The sequence below is a fragment of the Candidatus Terasakiella magnetica genome (assembly GCF_900093605.1).
In the GTDB taxonomy this organism is placed as follows: Bacteria; Pseudomonadota; Alphaproteobacteria; order Rhodospirillales; family Terasakiellaceae; genus Terasakiella; species Terasakiella magnetica.
In genome coordinates this window covers 105098-121265 of the sequence record NZ_FLYE01000045.1, presented here as the reverse complement: position 1 = coordinate 121265, position 16168 = coordinate 105098, and the positions used below count along the sequence as shown (strand labels likewise).

At 46.5% G+C, this 16168-nt stretch carries 17 protein-coding genes; 10 read left to right on the top strand and 7 right to left on the bottom strand.

What is annotated here, in order from left to right:
* Window positions 1–76 precede the first annotated feature (76 nt).
* A complete protein-coding gene (gene amrS / locus MTBPR1_RS13945) occupies window positions 77–1141 on the bottom strand; it encodes an AmmeMemoRadiSam system radical SAM enzyme (RefSeq protein ID WP_069189629.1) in 1065 nt (354 codons plus the stop codon).
* A 41-nt stretch (window positions 1142–1182) separates the two neighbouring features.
* Window positions 1183–2451 carry a diguanylate cyclase gene (locus MTBPR1_RS13940; protein ID WP_069189628.1) on the bottom strand — a complete coding sequence of 423 codons (1269 nt, stop codon included), beginning with the start codon at window positions 2449–2451 and terminating at the stop codon, window positions 1183–1185.
* A gap of 169 nt (window positions 2452–2620) precedes the next feature.
* On the opposite strand from MTBPR1_RS13940, the gene MTBPR1_RS13935 reads away from it, so the two are divergent.
* Genes MTBPR1_RS13935 through cysQ form a run of 3 tightly spaced genes read left to right on the top strand, consistent with a single transcriptional unit; the run spans window position 2621 to window position 5694 of the window.
* The gene (locus tag MTBPR1_RS13935; RefSeq protein WP_069189627.1) at window positions 2621–3388 is read left to right on the top strand and encodes a substrate-binding periplasmic protein; all 768 of its coding nucleotides are present in this window, start codon (window positions 2621–2623) and stop codon (window positions 3386–3388) included.
* 49 nt (window positions 3389–3437) lie between these two features.
* Window positions 3438–4886, top strand: a complete 1449-nt coding sequence (amrB, locus tag MTBPR1_RS13930; RefSeq protein WP_069189626.1) for an AmmeMemoRadiSam system protein B — start codon at window positions 3438–3440, stop codon at window positions 4884–4886.
* 34 nt (window positions 4887–4920) lie between these two features.
* A complete protein-coding gene (cysQ, locus tag MTBPR1_RS13925; RefSeq protein WP_069189625.1) occupies window positions 4921–5694 on the top strand; it encodes a 3'(2'),5'-bisphosphate nucleotidase CysQ in 774 nt (257 codons plus the stop codon).
* Between the two features lie 337 nt (window positions 5695–6031).
* Here cysQ and MTBPR1_RS13920 read toward each other — a convergent pair whose 3' ends face one another.
* Together MTBPR1_RS13920 and MTBPR1_RS13915 are read right to left on the bottom strand one after the other, a co-directional pair.
* On the bottom strand, window positions 6032–6823 hold the full coding sequence (locus MTBPR1_RS13920; protein ID WP_126465248.1) for a hypothetical protein: 792 nt from the start codon (window positions 6821–6823) through the stop codon (window positions 6032–6034).
* 105 nt (window positions 6824–6928) lie between these two features.
* Window positions 6929–7369, bottom strand: coding sequence for a GNAT family N-acetyltransferase (locus MTBPR1_RS13915; protein ID WP_069189623.1), 441 nt, complete (start codon window positions 7367–7369; stop codon window positions 6929–6931).
* Between the two features lie 136 nt (window positions 7370–7505).
* Here MTBPR1_RS13915 and ubiT point away from each other — a divergent pair, with 136 nt between their 5' ends.
* The 7 genes from ubiT to MTBPR1_RS13880 all read left to right on the top strand — a co-directional run bounded on the left by ubiT (window position 7506) and on the right by MTBPR1_RS13880 (window position 14411).
* The gene (ubiT, locus tag MTBPR1_RS13910; protein ID WP_069189622.1) at window positions 7506–8186 is read left to right on the top strand and encodes a ubiquinone anaerobic biosynthesis accessory factor UbiT; all 681 of its coding nucleotides are present in this window, start codon (window positions 7506–7508) and stop codon (window positions 8184–8186) included.
* Window positions 8183–9175 carry a ubiquinone anaerobic biosynthesis protein UbiU gene (ubiU, locus tag MTBPR1_RS13905; protein ID WP_069189621.1) on the top strand — a complete coding sequence of 331 codons (993 nt, stop codon included), beginning with the start codon at window positions 8183–8185 and terminating at the stop codon, window positions 9173–9175. The genes ubiT and ubiU overlap by 4 nt, the downstream gene beginning before the upstream one ends.
* Complete coding sequence (gene ubiV, locus MTBPR1_RS13900; RefSeq protein ID WP_069189620.1) at window positions 9175–10086, top strand: ubiquinone anaerobic biosynthesis protein UbiV; 912 nt, start codon at window positions 9175–9177, stop codon at window positions 10084–10086. Before ubiU ends, ubiV begins: the two co-directional genes overlap by 1 nt.
* Window positions 10087–10129: 43 nt before the next feature.
* Window positions 10130–11086, top strand: a complete 957-nt coding sequence (locus MTBPR1_RS13895) for an L-threonylcarbamoyladenylate synthase (RefSeq protein ID WP_069189619.1) — start codon at window positions 10130–10132, stop codon at window positions 11084–11086.
* A gap of 34 nt (window positions 11087–11120) precedes the next feature.
* Window positions 11121–12695, top strand: coding sequence for a gamma-glutamyltransferase (gene ggt / locus MTBPR1_RS13890; protein WP_069189618.1), 1575 nt, complete (start codon window positions 11121–11123; stop codon window positions 12693–12695).
* On the top strand, window positions 12692–13552 hold the full coding sequence (gene purU / locus MTBPR1_RS13885) for a formyltetrahydrofolate deformylase (RefSeq protein ID WP_069189617.1): 861 nt from the start codon (window positions 12692–12694) through the stop codon (window positions 13550–13552). The genes ggt and purU overlap by 4 nt, the downstream gene beginning before the upstream one ends.
* Before the next feature lie 169 nt (window positions 13553–13721).
* Complete coding sequence (locus MTBPR1_RS13880) at window positions 13722–14411, top strand: Crp/Fnr family transcriptional regulator (RefSeq protein WP_069189616.1); 690 nt, start codon at window positions 13722–13724, stop codon at window positions 14409–14411.
* 424 nt (window positions 14412–14835) lie between these two features.
* On the opposite strand, the gene MTBPR1_RS13875 is transcribed toward MTBPR1_RS13880, so the two are convergent.
* The 3 genes from MTBPR1_RS13875 to MTBPR1_RS13865 are packed head-to-tail and all read right to left on the bottom strand — an operon-like array spanning window position 14836 to window position 16126.
* Window positions 14836–15276, bottom strand: a complete 441-nt coding sequence (locus MTBPR1_RS13875; RefSeq protein WP_069189615.1) for a periplasmic heavy metal sensor — start codon at window positions 15274–15276, stop codon at window positions 14836–14838.
* Window positions 15277–15279: 3 nt separating this feature from the next.
* A complete protein-coding gene (locus MTBPR1_RS13870; RefSeq protein WP_069189614.1) occupies window positions 15280–15555 on the bottom strand; it encodes a hypothetical protein in 276 nt (91 codons plus the stop codon).
* Window positions 15536–16126 carry a sigma-70 family RNA polymerase sigma factor gene (locus MTBPR1_RS13865; protein ID WP_069189613.1) on the bottom strand — a complete coding sequence of 197 codons (591 nt, stop codon included), beginning with the start codon at window positions 16124–16126 and terminating at the stop codon, window positions 15536–15538. The genes MTBPR1_RS13870 and MTBPR1_RS13865 overlap by 20 nt, the downstream gene beginning before the upstream one ends.
* Window positions 16127–16168 lie beyond the last annotated feature (42 nt).

Genomic DNA, 16168 nt, shown 5'->3' with positions numbered 1-16168 from the left:
CCTGAAAGGAACCATAAAAAAGTTAGGTTTATTCAATTTCATGGAAAATAAATAAAAAATCATACGTTTTTCTAATTTAGCGAAACCGCAAAGGCATCCTCTTGCGGCCCCAATCGCCTGCTTCCCCTTCAAACCGCCCGGCACAAGCCTCCCCACATTTAAGGCACTTGCCATCGGATGTGAGATTATATTGTGAGAGCTCATACCAATCACGTTTGATCAAAACCTCACCGCAGCCATGGCAATAAGTCGTATCGCCCTCTTCATGATGAACATTGCCCGTATAGGCATAACGCACGCCATTTTTAAGGGCAATTTCACGTGCACGAATTAAAGACTGCGCAGGCGTGCGCGGTTTATCCAGCATTTTCCAATCGGGGTGAAAGGCACTGAAATGCATGGGTACATCAACGCCCAATTCTTTCACCACCCATTTGGTCATGGCATCAATTTCTTCAGCGCTGTCATTTTCACCGGGGATAAGCAGGTCGGTAATTTCAAACCAGACATTGGTTTCATGTTTTAAATAAACCAATGTTTCAAGGATGTTATCTAGATGGGCACTGCAAAGCTTGTGATAAAACTCTTCCTGAAAAGCTTTTAAATCAATATTGGCGGCATCCATATGGCTGAAAAATTCTTTGCGTGCCTCATCATGGATATAACCTGCACTCACCGCCACGGTTTTAATACCACGCGCACGGCACGCCTTAGCCACATCCACCGCATATTCTAAAAAAATCACCGGATCATTATATGTAAAAGCCACCGACTTGCATTTTATTTTCACACACGCCTGTGCAATCATCTCTGGGCTGGCTTTACTTTGCAACTTATCAAAAGCACGTGATTTGGAAATATCGTGGTTCTGACAGAATTTACAGGTGAGATTGCAGCCCGCTGTGCCAAAAGACAGGATCGGTGTGCCGGGATAAAAATGGTTTAAGGGCTTTTTTTCAACCGGATCAATGCAAAAGCCGCTGGAGCGTCCATAAGTCGTCAGGGCCATTTTGCCATCTATATTGGCGCGCACAAAACATAAACCACGCTGGCCCGGTTTGATTTTACAATCACGCGGGCACAGGTCGCATTGGATGCGCCCATCTTCAAGTGCGTGCCAATATCGTGCCGGGAAATCCATCTTTCACCTGCGTCTATTTCTTAGATTTTTACTCTAACAGATTAACGCGAAACTGTGACTTTATTTCGCCCCATCACTTTCGACTTATATAGACATTCATCAGCAATGGAGATCGAGTTTTCAAGACTATCGGTGAGTGCAGCGGTCAGGCCAATACTGGTGGTAATCGATATAGGGCCTGCAAAATGTTTAATGATATGACCTTCAATTTCGGCCCTTAAATCTTCAAACTGATCCTTGGCCCATTCCACATCCTCACACAACATCACGATACAGAATTCATCCCCGCCAAAGCGCGCAACAACACCATGTTCGCCAAAGCGTTTCTTTAAAATGGTCGCTGTTTCTTTAAGGACTATATCACCTGCACCGTGACCTTTGCTATCGTTAACCTGCTTAAATTTATCAATATCCAACATGGCGCAAACACAGGAATAACCTGATGATTTTGCCTCATTATGGATGATGGCGCCGCGTTCAAACAAATAGCGGCGGTTTTTCAAGCCTGTCAAATGATCAGTAATGAGCGCGTCTTCCAACATCTCGATATGGTCGAGCATTTCAAGGTTTTGCGTCACACGACAATAAATCTCTTCCTTCAAGAAGGGTTTATTCAAGAAATCATTGGCACCCAGCTTGATATATTCTGTTGAAAGCAGGCTACTGCCTTGGCCTGAAATACCAATAATTGCCATATTTTGGCGAGAATAATTCAAACGAATTTCTTCAACCAAATCACAGCCGTTCATATTGGGCATGTTGTAGTCAATAATGGAAAGCTTCACATCTGGATGTTCCTGCAAAACCCGCAAAGCATCCGTACCATCGGCAGCCTCCAAAATCTGGAAGCGATAACCGGAAAGTAAATATCTTAATTGTGCGCGTGCGGTTTGAGAATCATCCACGATGAGGATTTTCACAAACTGGTTTCTATAGATTCGTCTGACTGCCGTGACCGCATCATCAATACTGACTGGGCCTTTTTTAATGACATAATCAATAATGTTCTTATGAGCGAGTTCTTCACGGATACTCTCGTTAAAATGCCCAGAGACAACAACACAGGGGATTTTCTGATCAATGGCAAAATCAACAATTTCCCCATTAGCAGCATCTGGTAAATGCAGGTCAAGCAGGGCGAGATAAATCTCGTGCCCATGTTCCAAAATCAGGCCACAGGCCTCTGCATAAGTCTTTGCCGTAATTACGGAAAAACCGAGTTTGTCCTCAATTTGTTTTTTTAAAGTTTCGCGGAAAAACTGTGTATCTTCAACAATGAGAACTTTTATGTCTTGTTTATTATCTGTCATAGCACGGCAATTATTATTTTTTATCACTGCCCTAAAGTATGGCGCACCCTCAGGAATATTCAAGCCTTAAAAGAGACTTAGCACATAATAGTATGCATTCTTTAAAACAGTTCCCTTCATTCCATTTTTTATATAAAGTAAAAGAAATATTAAATTCAGGGTTTGGCTATTGAAGTTTCTATACGGTCTAGTTGTTTCATTTTTACTGTCGCTAACGGTTATCTCAACCGTTCAAGCCCAGACACTTCGTGCGGCGACTTTGCACTTTCCGCCCTATTCTTATGAAAATGAAAATCAAAAAGCCGATGGCATCTCCGTTCAAACCGTGCGTAAACTTGCCGCACGCCTTGGTATGGAAGTCGAGGTTGAGGTCTATCCATGGGCACGCGCGCTCGAACTGGTGAGAAAAGGCAGTGTGGATATGCTGTTCACCGCCTATAAAACACCTGCGCGTGAGAAGTTCCTTTATTATTCCGCTGTGCCGCTGATTGTTCAAAAAGTCTCCCTTTTTGTAAATAGCTCAAGCCACCTCAACAGCCTTGAAGATATTACATTGGGCAAAGCCTCAACCACGGCAACGCGTCGTAAAGTCAGTTACGGCCCTGTCATTGATAATTTAATCAAACAAAACCAGTTGGTGAATAGCTTTACAGGTAATGATGATATCCACCTCTTGGAATTGCTAAAAGGCAAACGTGTTGATACCGTTCCGCTTAGCCAATTTGTTGCCTATCACAATATTCGCAAAGCTGGCTTAGAAAACGACATCAGGGAAATTCAGCCTCCCGTTCAATCCGTGCCGAGCTACCTGACATTTTCCAAAGCGCTTGATCATAAAAAACTTGCTACGCAATTTAGTGTTGAGCTCATTAAGATGCGCAAAGACGGCAGCATCCAAAAGATTTTGGACCAATGGCTTGCCCAAAACCGCCTCTAGGGCGTAAACTTAAACAAGAGAAAATTTAAATTTTACTGAGGGTTGTTTGATGGCACGTGTTCGCGCAGCCGCCGTTGCCGGGGCATTTTATCCTGATAAGCCAGATGTTTTACGCCATGATCTTGAAAGCTTTTTCAAATCAGCTCAAACAACTCATGCTCCCAAAGAAGGCGAGCCCCTTCCCAAGGCCCTGATTGTCCCCCATGCGGGTTATGTCTATAGCGGGTCTGTTGCAGCAAGCGCCTATATCAAACTACTGCCTTTAAAAGACACCATCAAACGCGTGGTCTTGCTTGGTCCGTGTCATCGCGTTCCTGTTGGTGGGCTGGCCCTTTGCAGTGCGGATTATTATGAAACCCCACTTGGGCGCGTGCCGCTTGATAAAACATTGACCAATAAGGTGGCAAAGCTACCGCAAGTCTTTAGCTTTGATCCCACCCATGTGGAAGAACATAGTCTGGAAGTCCACCTGCCTTTTTTACAATCTATCATTACTGAATTTACCCTGCTGCCCCTTGTTGTTGGGCAAGCCTCCCCCAAGGAAGTTGCCGATGTTCTAGAGGCTGTTTGGGGGGGCCAAGAAACCCTTATTGTGATCAGTACAGACCTGTCGCACTTTCTTGACTATGACGCCTGCCAAGACTTAGACCTGCGCACCCTAAAGGCAATTGAGAATTTTGATGGTAACCAAATCGGTAATGATCAAGCCTGTGGGCGCATTCCCCTAAAAGGCCTGCTTGAAACCGCCAAAGCCCGGGGCATGGACATCACCACATTAGATGTGCGCAACTCCGGTGATACCGCAGGAACAAAAGACCGTGTGGTTGGTTATGGCTCGTGGATGTTAAGCGGTGGGCATCAGCCAAGCCCTCATGAAACCTTTGCCCTAAAAACCAAAGCGATTTTAGAAAGGCATGGCCACACGCTTTTACAAATTGCTGCAGCCTCTATTAAACGCGGTGTCAGCCATGGCGAAGCTATTAAGATCGATCTCTCAAGCTTTCCTGCCAGCTTAAAAGAAGCAGGCGCTTCCTTTGTGACAATTGAAAAGGACAGTGGCAATTTACGCGGTTGTATCGGCTCACTCCAAGCCCATGCACCTTTGGCAAGCGACATTGCTGACAATGCCTTCAAGGCCGGTTTTCAAGACCCGCGTTTCCCCCAAATCTCACAAGATGAGCTCAAGGACCTGAGCCTGCATATCTCAGTTCTCTCACCATCGTTTCCGCTGCATTTCAAGGATGAAGACGACCTTTTGGCACAATTGCGCCCCAATATTGATGGGTTGATCATTCAAGACGGTATGAAACGTGCGCTCTTCCTGCCATCTGTTTGGGAAAAACTGCCCGATAAAAAACAATTCATCACCCACCTTAAGCTCAAAGCCGGACTTGGCGCTGATCATTGGTCGGGGGATTTTAAGGCCTGGCGTTTTATTACGGAAGGTGTTCATTCAGAACATCTGGACGAGCCGGAAAAATTATGGCAAGACAGCTAGAAATCAAATTCCACATACAAACTGGAGAATTTAAGTGAGTTTCACACTAAACGAAGCGGTAATTAAAAAGCTGCTTGACGTCACCCGCCAAGCTGGCGACCTGACGATGGAAATCTATCAAACAGATTTTGAAATCTATTCCAAAAAAGATGAATCTCCAGTTACTGAAGCAGACCGTAAGGCCGAAGCGATCATTACCCCTGTGCTAAAAGCACTGGCCCCTGATGTACCTGTTGTGGCTGAAGAAGCCTTTAGTGCAGGCGATTGCCCCGATGTAGAAGGCAAGATGTTCTGGCTGGTGGACCCGGTTGATGGCACAAAACAATTTATCTCTAAAAAAGATGAGTTTACCGTCAATATCGCGTTGATTGATGAAAACCGCCGCCCCATCTTTGGCGTTGTCCATGCCCCTGCCCTTGATCGTATGTTCTGGGGTTCACTTGAATATGGCGCTTTTGTTAAAGAAGCTGATGGTGAAGTCAAACCCATTTCTGTGCGCACTGCCCCAAGCGAAGGCATCGTTGCCGTTGTCAGTCGCTCTCATAAAACGCCAGAAGTTGATGACTACCTCAAAGACTTCAAGGTGGCAGATGAAGTTTCTTCTGGCTCCTCCATTAAGTTTTGTCAGGTTGCAGAAGGGATTGCAGATGTCTATCCCCGTTTTGGCCCGACAATGGAATGGGACACAGGTGCAGGACAAGCCGTTGTCTTGGGCGCAGGTGGCACGGTAAAAACGCCCCAAGGTGATGAATTCCTTTATGGAAAAGACGGTTTTAAAAACGGATTTTTCATCGCCAAAGGCAAGTGAAATAAAAGCCTATAGGTATTATTTTCTCAAGTTCAAGACTTGCCAGAAAAGTTAAAAAACGGCAGTATTCAATGCATACAGAGAGAACTCTTTGTAGTGACCCTCAAGTGAAGGGGCCATGATATAGCCGCCGTATTTCCTGTACGGTGACTGCCGCGAAGATCGCTACCGCGGGCGGTCGTTCGCAAGAAGGCAGAATGAGAATTAAGGGCTGAGGACCTATCACCTCAGCCCTTCTTCGTTCATATACAAGACCGTTTTGCTCTATACGAAAACACATACCAAATATAAAAAAAGTGCCTATCGTTATAATAGGCACTTTTAAGATTGCTATAAATTAGCTAGGTGCTGGAGTACTTGCAACTTGAGGCTTTTCAATCTTATTAATGATTTGATTGACAACTGCGCCACCGCCACTGGAGCCACTCGTGAAACCAGTTAGAATATTTGGCGGATCATATTCTCTGTGTTGCTTCTTCAGTGTAATATTGCCAGCACCAAAACTAAATCTTAAACCAATTGTAGCAAAGCCACCGTTTTGATTACCTGCACCAATATTACCAAATAAAGAAAGCGAACTATCTTTCATGGGGCGCCATTCAGAGCTGATATATACTGAACGATAGTTACTGTAACCAGCAACACCACCGCTGACTAATAAGTCATCATTTATATAAAAACCGGCATCTAAACCCGCATAACCCGTTGAGCGGCTATAGCCATTTTGCAACCCCAGTGAACCGGAGAATGTAAAATCATCAACATAGATTTCGGTTTCTAAGCCATTTCTCCATAAGTCACGACCATCAACACGAATCCACATGCTCGTCAAACCTGCTAAATAGGCATCAGGATCACGACGGAAAAAGTGTCCTGCCAAACCACCACTATGGCTAGATGGGCTGGTATTCAGCCCACCATCAAATTGAACACCATATGAATGACCAACTGGCGCACTTAAAGAACCACCAACAGCAGCAGAACCTTCACGCCCAACAGAACCACCTTGAATATCTACTTTACCATTCACGCCAGCAACCGCTGGCTTCATCGTATCAGCCATTGCTTGTGAGAAGCTAAGCCCCCCAACAGCTAAAACCGTTGTTAATATTAATGATTTCTTTAACAAAATATTCTCCGCCCATAACCCAAAATGTAATAATGGTAGGACAGATACCATTAATTGTTTATGCCATCAACTTTTTAAACTGCAATGCGGCGTTGTACCCTAGCTTTAGCAGGCCTGGCGCATCTTCAAAACTTTTGCAGAAGGGCGTGAACAAGATACGAGTTTACTTTGTGGTTTGATCCCGTTTTTCACAAAAAATTCTTCATTGTGAAGAAGTGATTCAAGATAAATGGAGGTATGACTAAAACGCCTTTTCACCGCATCCGTTAGGGCTGATCCCACACCTTTTTTCTGCCAAGACGGATGCACAATTACTTCAGCCACCCAGCTGGTCATCACATCGTCACTAAACACACGGGCCATGCCGATCAGTTTTTGTTCTTCAAAAACAAAAAAACCATAACAGCCTTGGGAGAACATTTTATCAAATGTCTCAAATGAAATATCGTATTCAAAGCCATCTGCCGACCAGACATTATTATACAACTCTGTGATATTTTTCGCCTTCAAGAAACGCGTATTGGTTTGAACGTTCCACTTTTTCATTTTTATATGCCATATGATACAATTTTTAATTGCTTTATATATATCGGTGAATTTGTCATAGGTCAATTTCTTTACCAGATATTTCAGCTAAAAATTTTGCCAATTGACAAAAATCATAAAAGAGGTCTCTTTCCTCATGGCTTCACTCTCTAAGGGCCCCATTGCCCCTTTATCACCTGTTTTATTGGCAGGCTTGGCTGCGCGCCCCATACCCGCAAAGCTCTTGCAACCTATTTTTAATGCGGCGATCAAACAGATGCATCAACAACACCCCGGTGTCTTTGATCGCATGACATCAGTAAACTCGCCACGTTTTCTCATTGATCCGGTTGATCTGCCCTTTTCCTTTGTGATGGATACCCATCAAACCGCGCCTTCACTTGAGATTGTCCAAGCTTTTAAAGACGAGCAGGAGCTTTACACCCAAGCAGCCATTCGCGGCCCCTTGGTTTTGTTAATCGAATTGTTAGAAGGGCGCATTGATGGCGATGCGCTCTTCTTCTCACGCGATCTTGTGGTGGAAGGCGACACCGAAGCCGTCCTTGCCTTGCGCAATGCAGTGGATGGCGCAGATATTGATGTGCATAACGACCTCTTGCGCCTGTTTGGCAATTTCGCCAAACCTGCCGATATGGCCGCCCAAGTTGCAGGCAAAATCTTCCAGCGCTTCACCAAAGACCTTAACGTCTTAAGCCAAGCCACACTGGCCCCCCTGCAACGCAAATGCGATGCCCAAGCCGCAAGCATTGAAGAGCTTGAAGAAACCGTTACGACCTTGAAAAAACAGGTCCGCCGCAGAGCAGGTAAAACAGCATGAAGACGCAAAAACTCGAACTCGTTTGCCCTGCTGGCACTCCCGCTGCCCTGCGCGCAGCAGTGGATGCAGGCGCAGATACGGTTTATTGCGGTTTTCGCGATGCCACAAATGCGCGAAACTTCCCCGGTCTGAATTTCTCCCGCGATGAATTGGGCGAAGGCGTTGACTATGCCAAATCTAAAGGTTCAAAAGTCCTTGTTGCGCTGAACACCTATCCAGAGGCAGGCAATCCTGAACCTTGGCATCAAGCCGTGTTGGATGCCTCAGACCTTGGGGCCCATGCTTTAATCATGGCGGATGTGGGCTTGCTGGCCTATGCAGCTGAAAACCGCCCTGAGACACGGCGTCATCTTTCCGTTCAAGCCTCAGCCTCCAACCCTGATGCCATTGCTTATTATAAAAATACATTTGATGTAAAACGCGTTGTGTTGCCGCGTGTTCTCACCGTGGCGGAAATTGCCAAGCTTAATAAAGAGATTGACGTGGAAACCGAAGTCTTCGTATTTGGCGGGCTTTGTGTCATGGCAGAAGGGCGCTGTTCGCTTTCTTCATATGCGACGGGACAATCGCCTAACATGAATGGGGTCTGCTCGCCTCCAAGTCATGTGCGCTATGAAGATAAAGGCAACAAGATGGTCTCAAAACTGGGTGATTTCACCATCAACCAGTTTGCCCAAAGTGAGGCGGCGGGCTATCCAACCTTATGTAAAGGCCGCTTTGTCACCCTAGATAAAGCCTCTTATCTGTTTGAAGACCCAACCAGCCTGAATGCGGCTGAGTTTTTACCAGAACTCATGGAAGCTGGCGTCACCGCCCTTAAAATTGAAGGGCGCCAACGCGGCAAAGCCTATATTGCCCAAGTGGTCGCCGCTTTTAGAAAAGCCGCTGATGCCGCCGCAAACGGCCTGCCCGTTCCACCACTAGGCCTAGAAAACATCACAGAAGGCCAGAAAGAAACCACTGGTGCCTATAACAAGAGGTGGCAATAATGAACACACATCTAAATCTCGGCCCTGTTTTATTTAACTGGCCCGTTGAAAAGCTGAAAGATTTCTATTTCGCCATTGCGGATGAAGCCCCTGTTGATACGGTCTTTTTAGGCGAAGTGGTCTGTTCAAAACGTCAGCCTTTTTTTGCCCCTGAAATTCCAGAAGTGGCAGAACGTTTAACCCAAGCTGGTAAACGCGTTATCTTCTCCACGCTTGCCCTTGTCATGACCAAGCGCGAGATGGAACTGGTGCGCGAGTTGTGCGACATGGACGGGGTGATGATTGAAGCTAATGATATTTCAGCCTGTTCTAAACTCATGGGTCGCCCCCATGCGGTTGGGCCTTTTGTAAATGTCTATAATGAAGGCGCCCTTGGTGTGATGGAACAACAAGGCGCAACCCATATTTCACTACCTTCAGAACTTTCAAGAAACTCCCTTCAGGCTATGGCGAAAGTAGCCAAGTCAGACCTTGAAGTTCAAATCTTTGGTCGCCTGCCCTTGGCGCTATCTGCACGGTGTTATCATGCGCGTTCTCACGGTCTGGCAAAAGACTCCTGCCAATATGTTTGTGATAAAGACCCAGACGGTATGGACCTTGATACCCTAGATGGCGATCCGTTCTTGGCGGTAAACGGTATTCAGACCATGTCTTATACTTGTGCCAATCTGGTCGGTGAACTGGATGATCTGCAATCCATGGGCATTCGCCATTTTCGCCTTTCTCCACATGATACCAACATGGCTGATGTGGCAAGCATCTATCGTGATGTTCTGGACGGCAAACTCGAAGCCCTTGAAGCCACAGAAAGACTTGATGACCTCATGGACGGGCTGCCTTTTGCCAATGGCTTTTACTATCAAAGCGAAGGCGTTAAAGCCAAGGGGACGCAAGAAGAGTTCGACCTATAGGTTTTTACTTCACTTTATCGTGCTTTCACGATATGAGAACCATATGAGTGATGCTGAAAACATATTCCCCCCCACAACAGATAACCTTGCGCGTGCGGGTGAGCATATTTGTGCGGGGCGGCTTGTAGCTTTTCCAACCGAAACGGTTTATGGGCTTGGCGCAGATGCCACAGATGAAGAGGCCGTGGCCTCTATCTTTGCCGCGAAAGAACGCCCCTCATTCAACCCGCTAATTGTCCATGTGCCGGATATGGAAACAGCGCGCAAGCTGGTGGAATTTACCCCGGCGGCTGAAAAGCTGGCGGATGCTTTTTGGCCCGGTGCCCTCACCCTTGTTTTACCACGAAAAAATGACAGCGGCCTTTCCTTGCTGGTTAGTGCGGGGCTTGATACGGTTGCCATTCGCCTGCCCAATCACCCCATTGCAACGGCCCTTTTAAAACAGTCTGGTCGCCCTATTGCCGCGCCCAGCGCTAATAAGTCCGGTCAAATATCACCAACACAGGCAAATCATGTGGCCCAATCCCTTGGGGCAAAAGTCGATATGATCCTTGATGGTGGTCCGTGTGAGGTGGGGCTTGAATCAACCGTTGTGGATGCTTGTGGTGCGCAAGTCGGTTTCTTGCGCCCCGGTGGTATTTCAATTGAAGAGCTTGAAGGGGTTGTGGGGAAATTGATCTTTCCTGATGATGCACCCGATGCACCCAAATCCCCCGGCATGCTGACGAGCCATTATGCACCAAACCTGGCCATGCGCTTAAATGCAAAAGACATCCGCCAAGGTGATATCCTGCTTGGTTTTGGCCCAGAGTGTACAAAGGCCACATTAAATTTAAGCCCTTCAGGTAATCTTAACGAAGCAGCCGCTAATCTCTTTGCCATGATGCGGGAGCTGGATGTGAAAGGCTATAAATGCATGGCTGTTTCACCCATTCCCAATAAAGGCCTTGGTCTTGCCATAAATGACCGTTTAATTAGGGCTGCGGCACCGCGCAGCTAAGACTAAAAGAGACAGAAAAGAAGACATTAGGGTTATGGGGAAAACATCGGGGGCTGTTTCAGCCGGTCATCCACACACAACACAAGCTGGCGCACGTATGCTGGAAGAAGGCGGCAATGCCTTTGATGCCATTTTGGCGGCCATGTGTGCGTCTTGCGTGGTGGAGCCTGTGCTCTCTTCACTGGGCGGCGGTGGTTTCTTACTCGCCCATGCACAAGATCAAGACCCGCTCCTTTATGATTTTTTCACCCAGACGCCAAAGGTGCGCCGTGAAGAAAGCGAGTTTTATCCCATTTTGGCCGATTTTGGCACAGTCACCCAAGAATTCCATATTGGGCGTGGCTCCATTGCCACACCGGGTTTAGTCAAAGGCCTGTTTGAAGCCCATAAAGACCTGGGCAGCCTGCCTATGGATGTAATTGTTGCCCCAGCTGTTGAGCTTGCCAAAGACGGCGTGCGGGTCAATCAAATGCAGGCAAAGATTTTTGATATTGTTGAGGCTATCTTTATGGCCTCACCTGATAGCAAAGCCCTTTATGGCAGCCACAAGGGTGATAAACATCTTTTGGGTGAAGGCGAGCTACAAACCAACCCGGATATGGGCAACCTCTTTGAAGCCTTGGCCCGCGATGGTGAAGACCTGTTTTATAAAGGCGATATCGCCAAGCTGATTGAAACAGACAGTTGGGACAATGGCGGTCATCTCAGCATGGCGGACCTGCATGAATACCGTGTTGAGCGAAGAAAACCTCTGCGCGTTGATTATGCCCGTTCGCATTTTTACACCAATCCAGCGCCTTCCACAGGTGGCTTGCTTATTGCTTTTGCTTTAGAGCTGATTAAAACTGCAGGCTTTCGCGATTTATCCTTTGGTTCAAAAGACCATGTTGAACGCCTAAGCCAGATTATGGCCCTTACCAACAAAGCGCGCATTGATGCCAAGCTTGCCCAAGGGGCTGAACAGGCCCAGCTTAAAATGCTGGATCAGGATTTCTTACAAACGTACCGCAAAGAAATCATGGGTCGCCCCACAGCCCTGCGCGGCACAACCCACATGAGCGCCATTGATAAGCACGGCAATGCAGCTTCGCTTACGGTTTCAAACGGAGAAGGCTGTGGTCATATCCTGCCCGGCACAGGTGTTATGCTCAATAACATGCTGGGGGAAGAAGATATCAACCCCCATGGCTTTAACCAATGGCCCACAGATACACGCATGTGCTCCATGATGTCACCCACCTTATTGTTGCGCGATGACGGGGTCAATGTGGCGTTGGGCTCTGGCGGGTCCAATCGCATTCGCACGGCAGTCTTGCAAGTCCTGGTCAACCTACTTGAATTTAATATGAATTTGGAACAAGCCGTTTCTGCCCCGCGCATGCATTTTGAGCGCGGCCTGTTAAACATGGAACCCGGCTTTCCCCTTGAAGCCACACAGGCTTTAAGCGAACATGTGCCCAATTATAAAATCTGGGACGCCCAAAACCTCTTTTTTGGCGGCGTACATTCCGTGCGCGCCAACCTCAACACAGGCCGCTTTGACGGCGTCGGCGATGCCCGACGCGGTGGCGCGGCTATTATTATCGATGAACATATGGATGCCTCATGAGCGCTGATAAAAAATATATCCTGACGATTTCTTGTCCTGACCACACGGGTATTGTGGCTCAGGTTTCCAGCTTTTTAGCAGACCAAGATGCTTTTATTACGGAATCTGCCCATTTTGGTGATCCGGTTTCTGATCGTTTCTTTATGCGCACGGTTTTTACACCCGGTCCCTATACACCTGATGCCTTTGAGCTCGCCAAGAAATTCTCCCGCGTGGCAGAACGTTTTCAAATGGTATGGGGCATTCATGATGCCAAGCGCAAACAGCGCCTGCTCATTATGGTGTCCAAGTTTGACCATTGCTTAAACGATTTGCTTTATCGCTATCGCACAGGTGAGTTAAACGCCGATATCCCCGCCATTGTTTCAAACCATCCTGATCTTGAGCGCTTGGCTGAATGGCATGATATTCCGTTTTATCATATGCCTGTCTCCAAAGAGAATAAGGACGAGCAGGAAGAACAGGTTTGGGACTTAATTGAAAATCTGGAAATCGATCTGGTGGTTCTCGCGCGCTACATGCAAATTCTCTCGCCGCGCATGTGTGAGAGATTGCGCGGGCGCTGCATCAACATCCATCATTCCTTCTTACCAAGCTTTAAAGGGGCTAACCCCTATCGCCAAGCCCATGAACGTGGTGTGAAGCTCATTGGGGCAACCGCGCATTATGTAACGGGTGATTTGGATGAAGGTCCGATCATTGAACAAGCCGTTGAGCGTGTGGACCATACCTACACACCAGACAAGCTCAAAGCCGTTGGACGTGATATTGAAAACGGTGTGCTTTCGCGTGCAGTACGTGCACATGTGGAGCACCGCGTTTTGATGAATGGCTTAAAAACTGTCGTTTTAAAATAAGTATTTTTTATAAGCGGCCTGTGCGATTCATATAGCTAATGAACTGCAATTGTAGTTTTATTGAATCGGTTTCGAATTGTTTTTGATTCGAAACCGATTCAATCTACATCTTGCGCAAATAAAATTTTGCGCGCACAATAAACTTAGTTCCCAGAATAGGACTATGAACATGACCCAACAAACCCTTGAAAACATCAATTTGTTGGACGGTCTACCAACGGATGTTATTGAAGAACTCAATAAACAATGCCGATGGAAATGGTACGACGCCCACGAACAGATTATTGACCGCCAAGCTGACAGCACGGATGTGTTCTTCATCGTGCAAGGCCGCGTGCGCATTGTCATCTACACAGTGGGTGGCAAAGAAATAACCTTGGATGATTTCACCGAAGGCAAACAGTTTGGCGAAATGGCTGCCATTGATGGCCTGCCGCGCTCTGCAAGCGTGATGGCCATTGATAGAGCCCTACTTGCCGCTATGCCCCAACCACGTTTTATGAGCCTGCTGACCGGTCACCCCATTGTGGCTGAGCGTGTTTTGAAAAACATGGCTCATATCATCCGCATTTCAAATGAGCGCATCATGGACCTTTCCACACTTGGTGCGGCTAACCGCGTCCATGCCGAAATTTTGCGCCAAGCCCGCGAGAATATGACCGATGAGGATGAGGCTTTTATCTCACCCATTCCCATTCATTCCGATATCGGTTCGCGCATCAGTTCCACACGCGAAACAGTTGCGCGTGTGATGAATGACCTTGCGCGCAAAGGCTTTGTTGAGCGCCAAAAAAATGGCCTTATTGTCAAAAACATTGAACTCCTCACCCAAATGGTTGAGGAAGTCCGCGGGGACTGATGATAATTTTTACTCATCTCATATTTAATTATATGAGTGTGACTGTAATCACAGACCTTTAAACTTTGTTAAGGCATTCTTATATTTATAGAAGAGACAAAGACATGACGGTCCTTCACCCAGAGGACAAATCGAGAGCAGTTGTAAGCTTTGTTTCTCAATAGAACTTTTTCATTCCCGAGACTTTTAAGCCACACCATCATGCGTGTGGCTTTTTTTACGTAAATATACGTATTTTTTCACCTAGGTGTGATGAGCGTCACAGTCACCGCTGATCAACTACGTCATTATACCTACATAGCCGGGACTGGTGCGTCACTTTGTGATGTTAACGCGGCTATTATCTACACCAGTCCATTCGTTATCCCTCAAGAGTATACTTAGCCCCTAAGTCATTAGATTTAGGGGCCTTTTTTTGCTCAAATCAATCCCGTTTTGGTGGGGCGAAGCGAAGCTTTTGGCGGCCTTCTGGTGAAAGAGAGACCAGCATTTCATAAACAAAATCTGTAATGGCTTTGTCCATCTCGCGATGCTGTGCATGCAGATGAGTATGGGCTGCTTTGACATTATCCAGATCAAAAGGTTCTTGATGGGCTGCTTGACCGATGAGCCCGAGGGCTTCATGGATATTGCGACCGCTTTTCTTCATATTATCCATATGCTTTTGCAAGACCGCCTCATAGATAATACGGTCCTGTCCCTCTAAATCCTCAGCCATTTTTGTAAAAACGTCTTGAGGTAAAGGCCGTCCAGTGGAAGGACCATGGGGGCCCAAAAGAATAAAGCCGATAAGAACCACGTTTAAAAGAAGAGAGCCCCAACATAAGGGATTTTTCCATCGCGGACTGACAAACCCTTTGCCCATAACTTAGAACCCTCCATAACTATAAAGAGTTGCCAAGACAACATCTTCAGATGAAGCTTGCAGCCATTGGCTTAGAACCAACACAAGAGAAGAAACCAGACCAACACCGCCCAGAGTATAAAGACTTTCACGCATCCCCATAGGGGCAAACATAGGGGCTTGAGCCATGTTTATTTTGGCAAAAATTTCCTCTTCAAGTCGGCTCATGCGATTATGAGACACATCGACTTTATAATGGTCTAACCAATTGTTCAGCTGTTTATCGTTTGTTTTTGTCATCTGCCCAGCCCTCTATTCCCAAATCAGTTAATTTTATTTTTAAAGCTCTGCGTGCACGATGGAGTAATCCGGTGACGGCGCCTGTCGTCAACTCCATGATCTCAGAAATCTCGGCTGAACTCAGCCCTTCATAATATGACAGAACAATAACAAGACGTTGTTGTGGCGTCAGTTCAAAAAATAGATTCCTGATAATCTCTTCCACTTGTTTTTCGTGCACATGTGAAAGAGCATCTTTTTCTAATGAGGGCAGAATTTCGATTTGCTCTATCCCCAAATGTTTAATTTGGCGATATTTATCAATACAGAGATTGACCGTTACACGATAAAGCCATGTTTTAAGCTTGGCTTGTCCATCGCAATCCCAATCGGCAGCTTTATTCCAAAGCTTGAGCATAACCTCTTGGGCGATATCTTCTGCATTGCTGGCATCACCCACCATACGTTCTGCTGTTTTTAAAACGTAGGGAAGATGTCTTTGTATTAAAGAATGGAATGCTTTTTGATCGCCTATGGCCAAACGATCCAAAAGCTCGGCATCTGTCTCTTGGTCACCAAAAGCTGCCCTCACTGCCTTACTTCCATTCTTTCAACAATAAAATATCTCAACAAA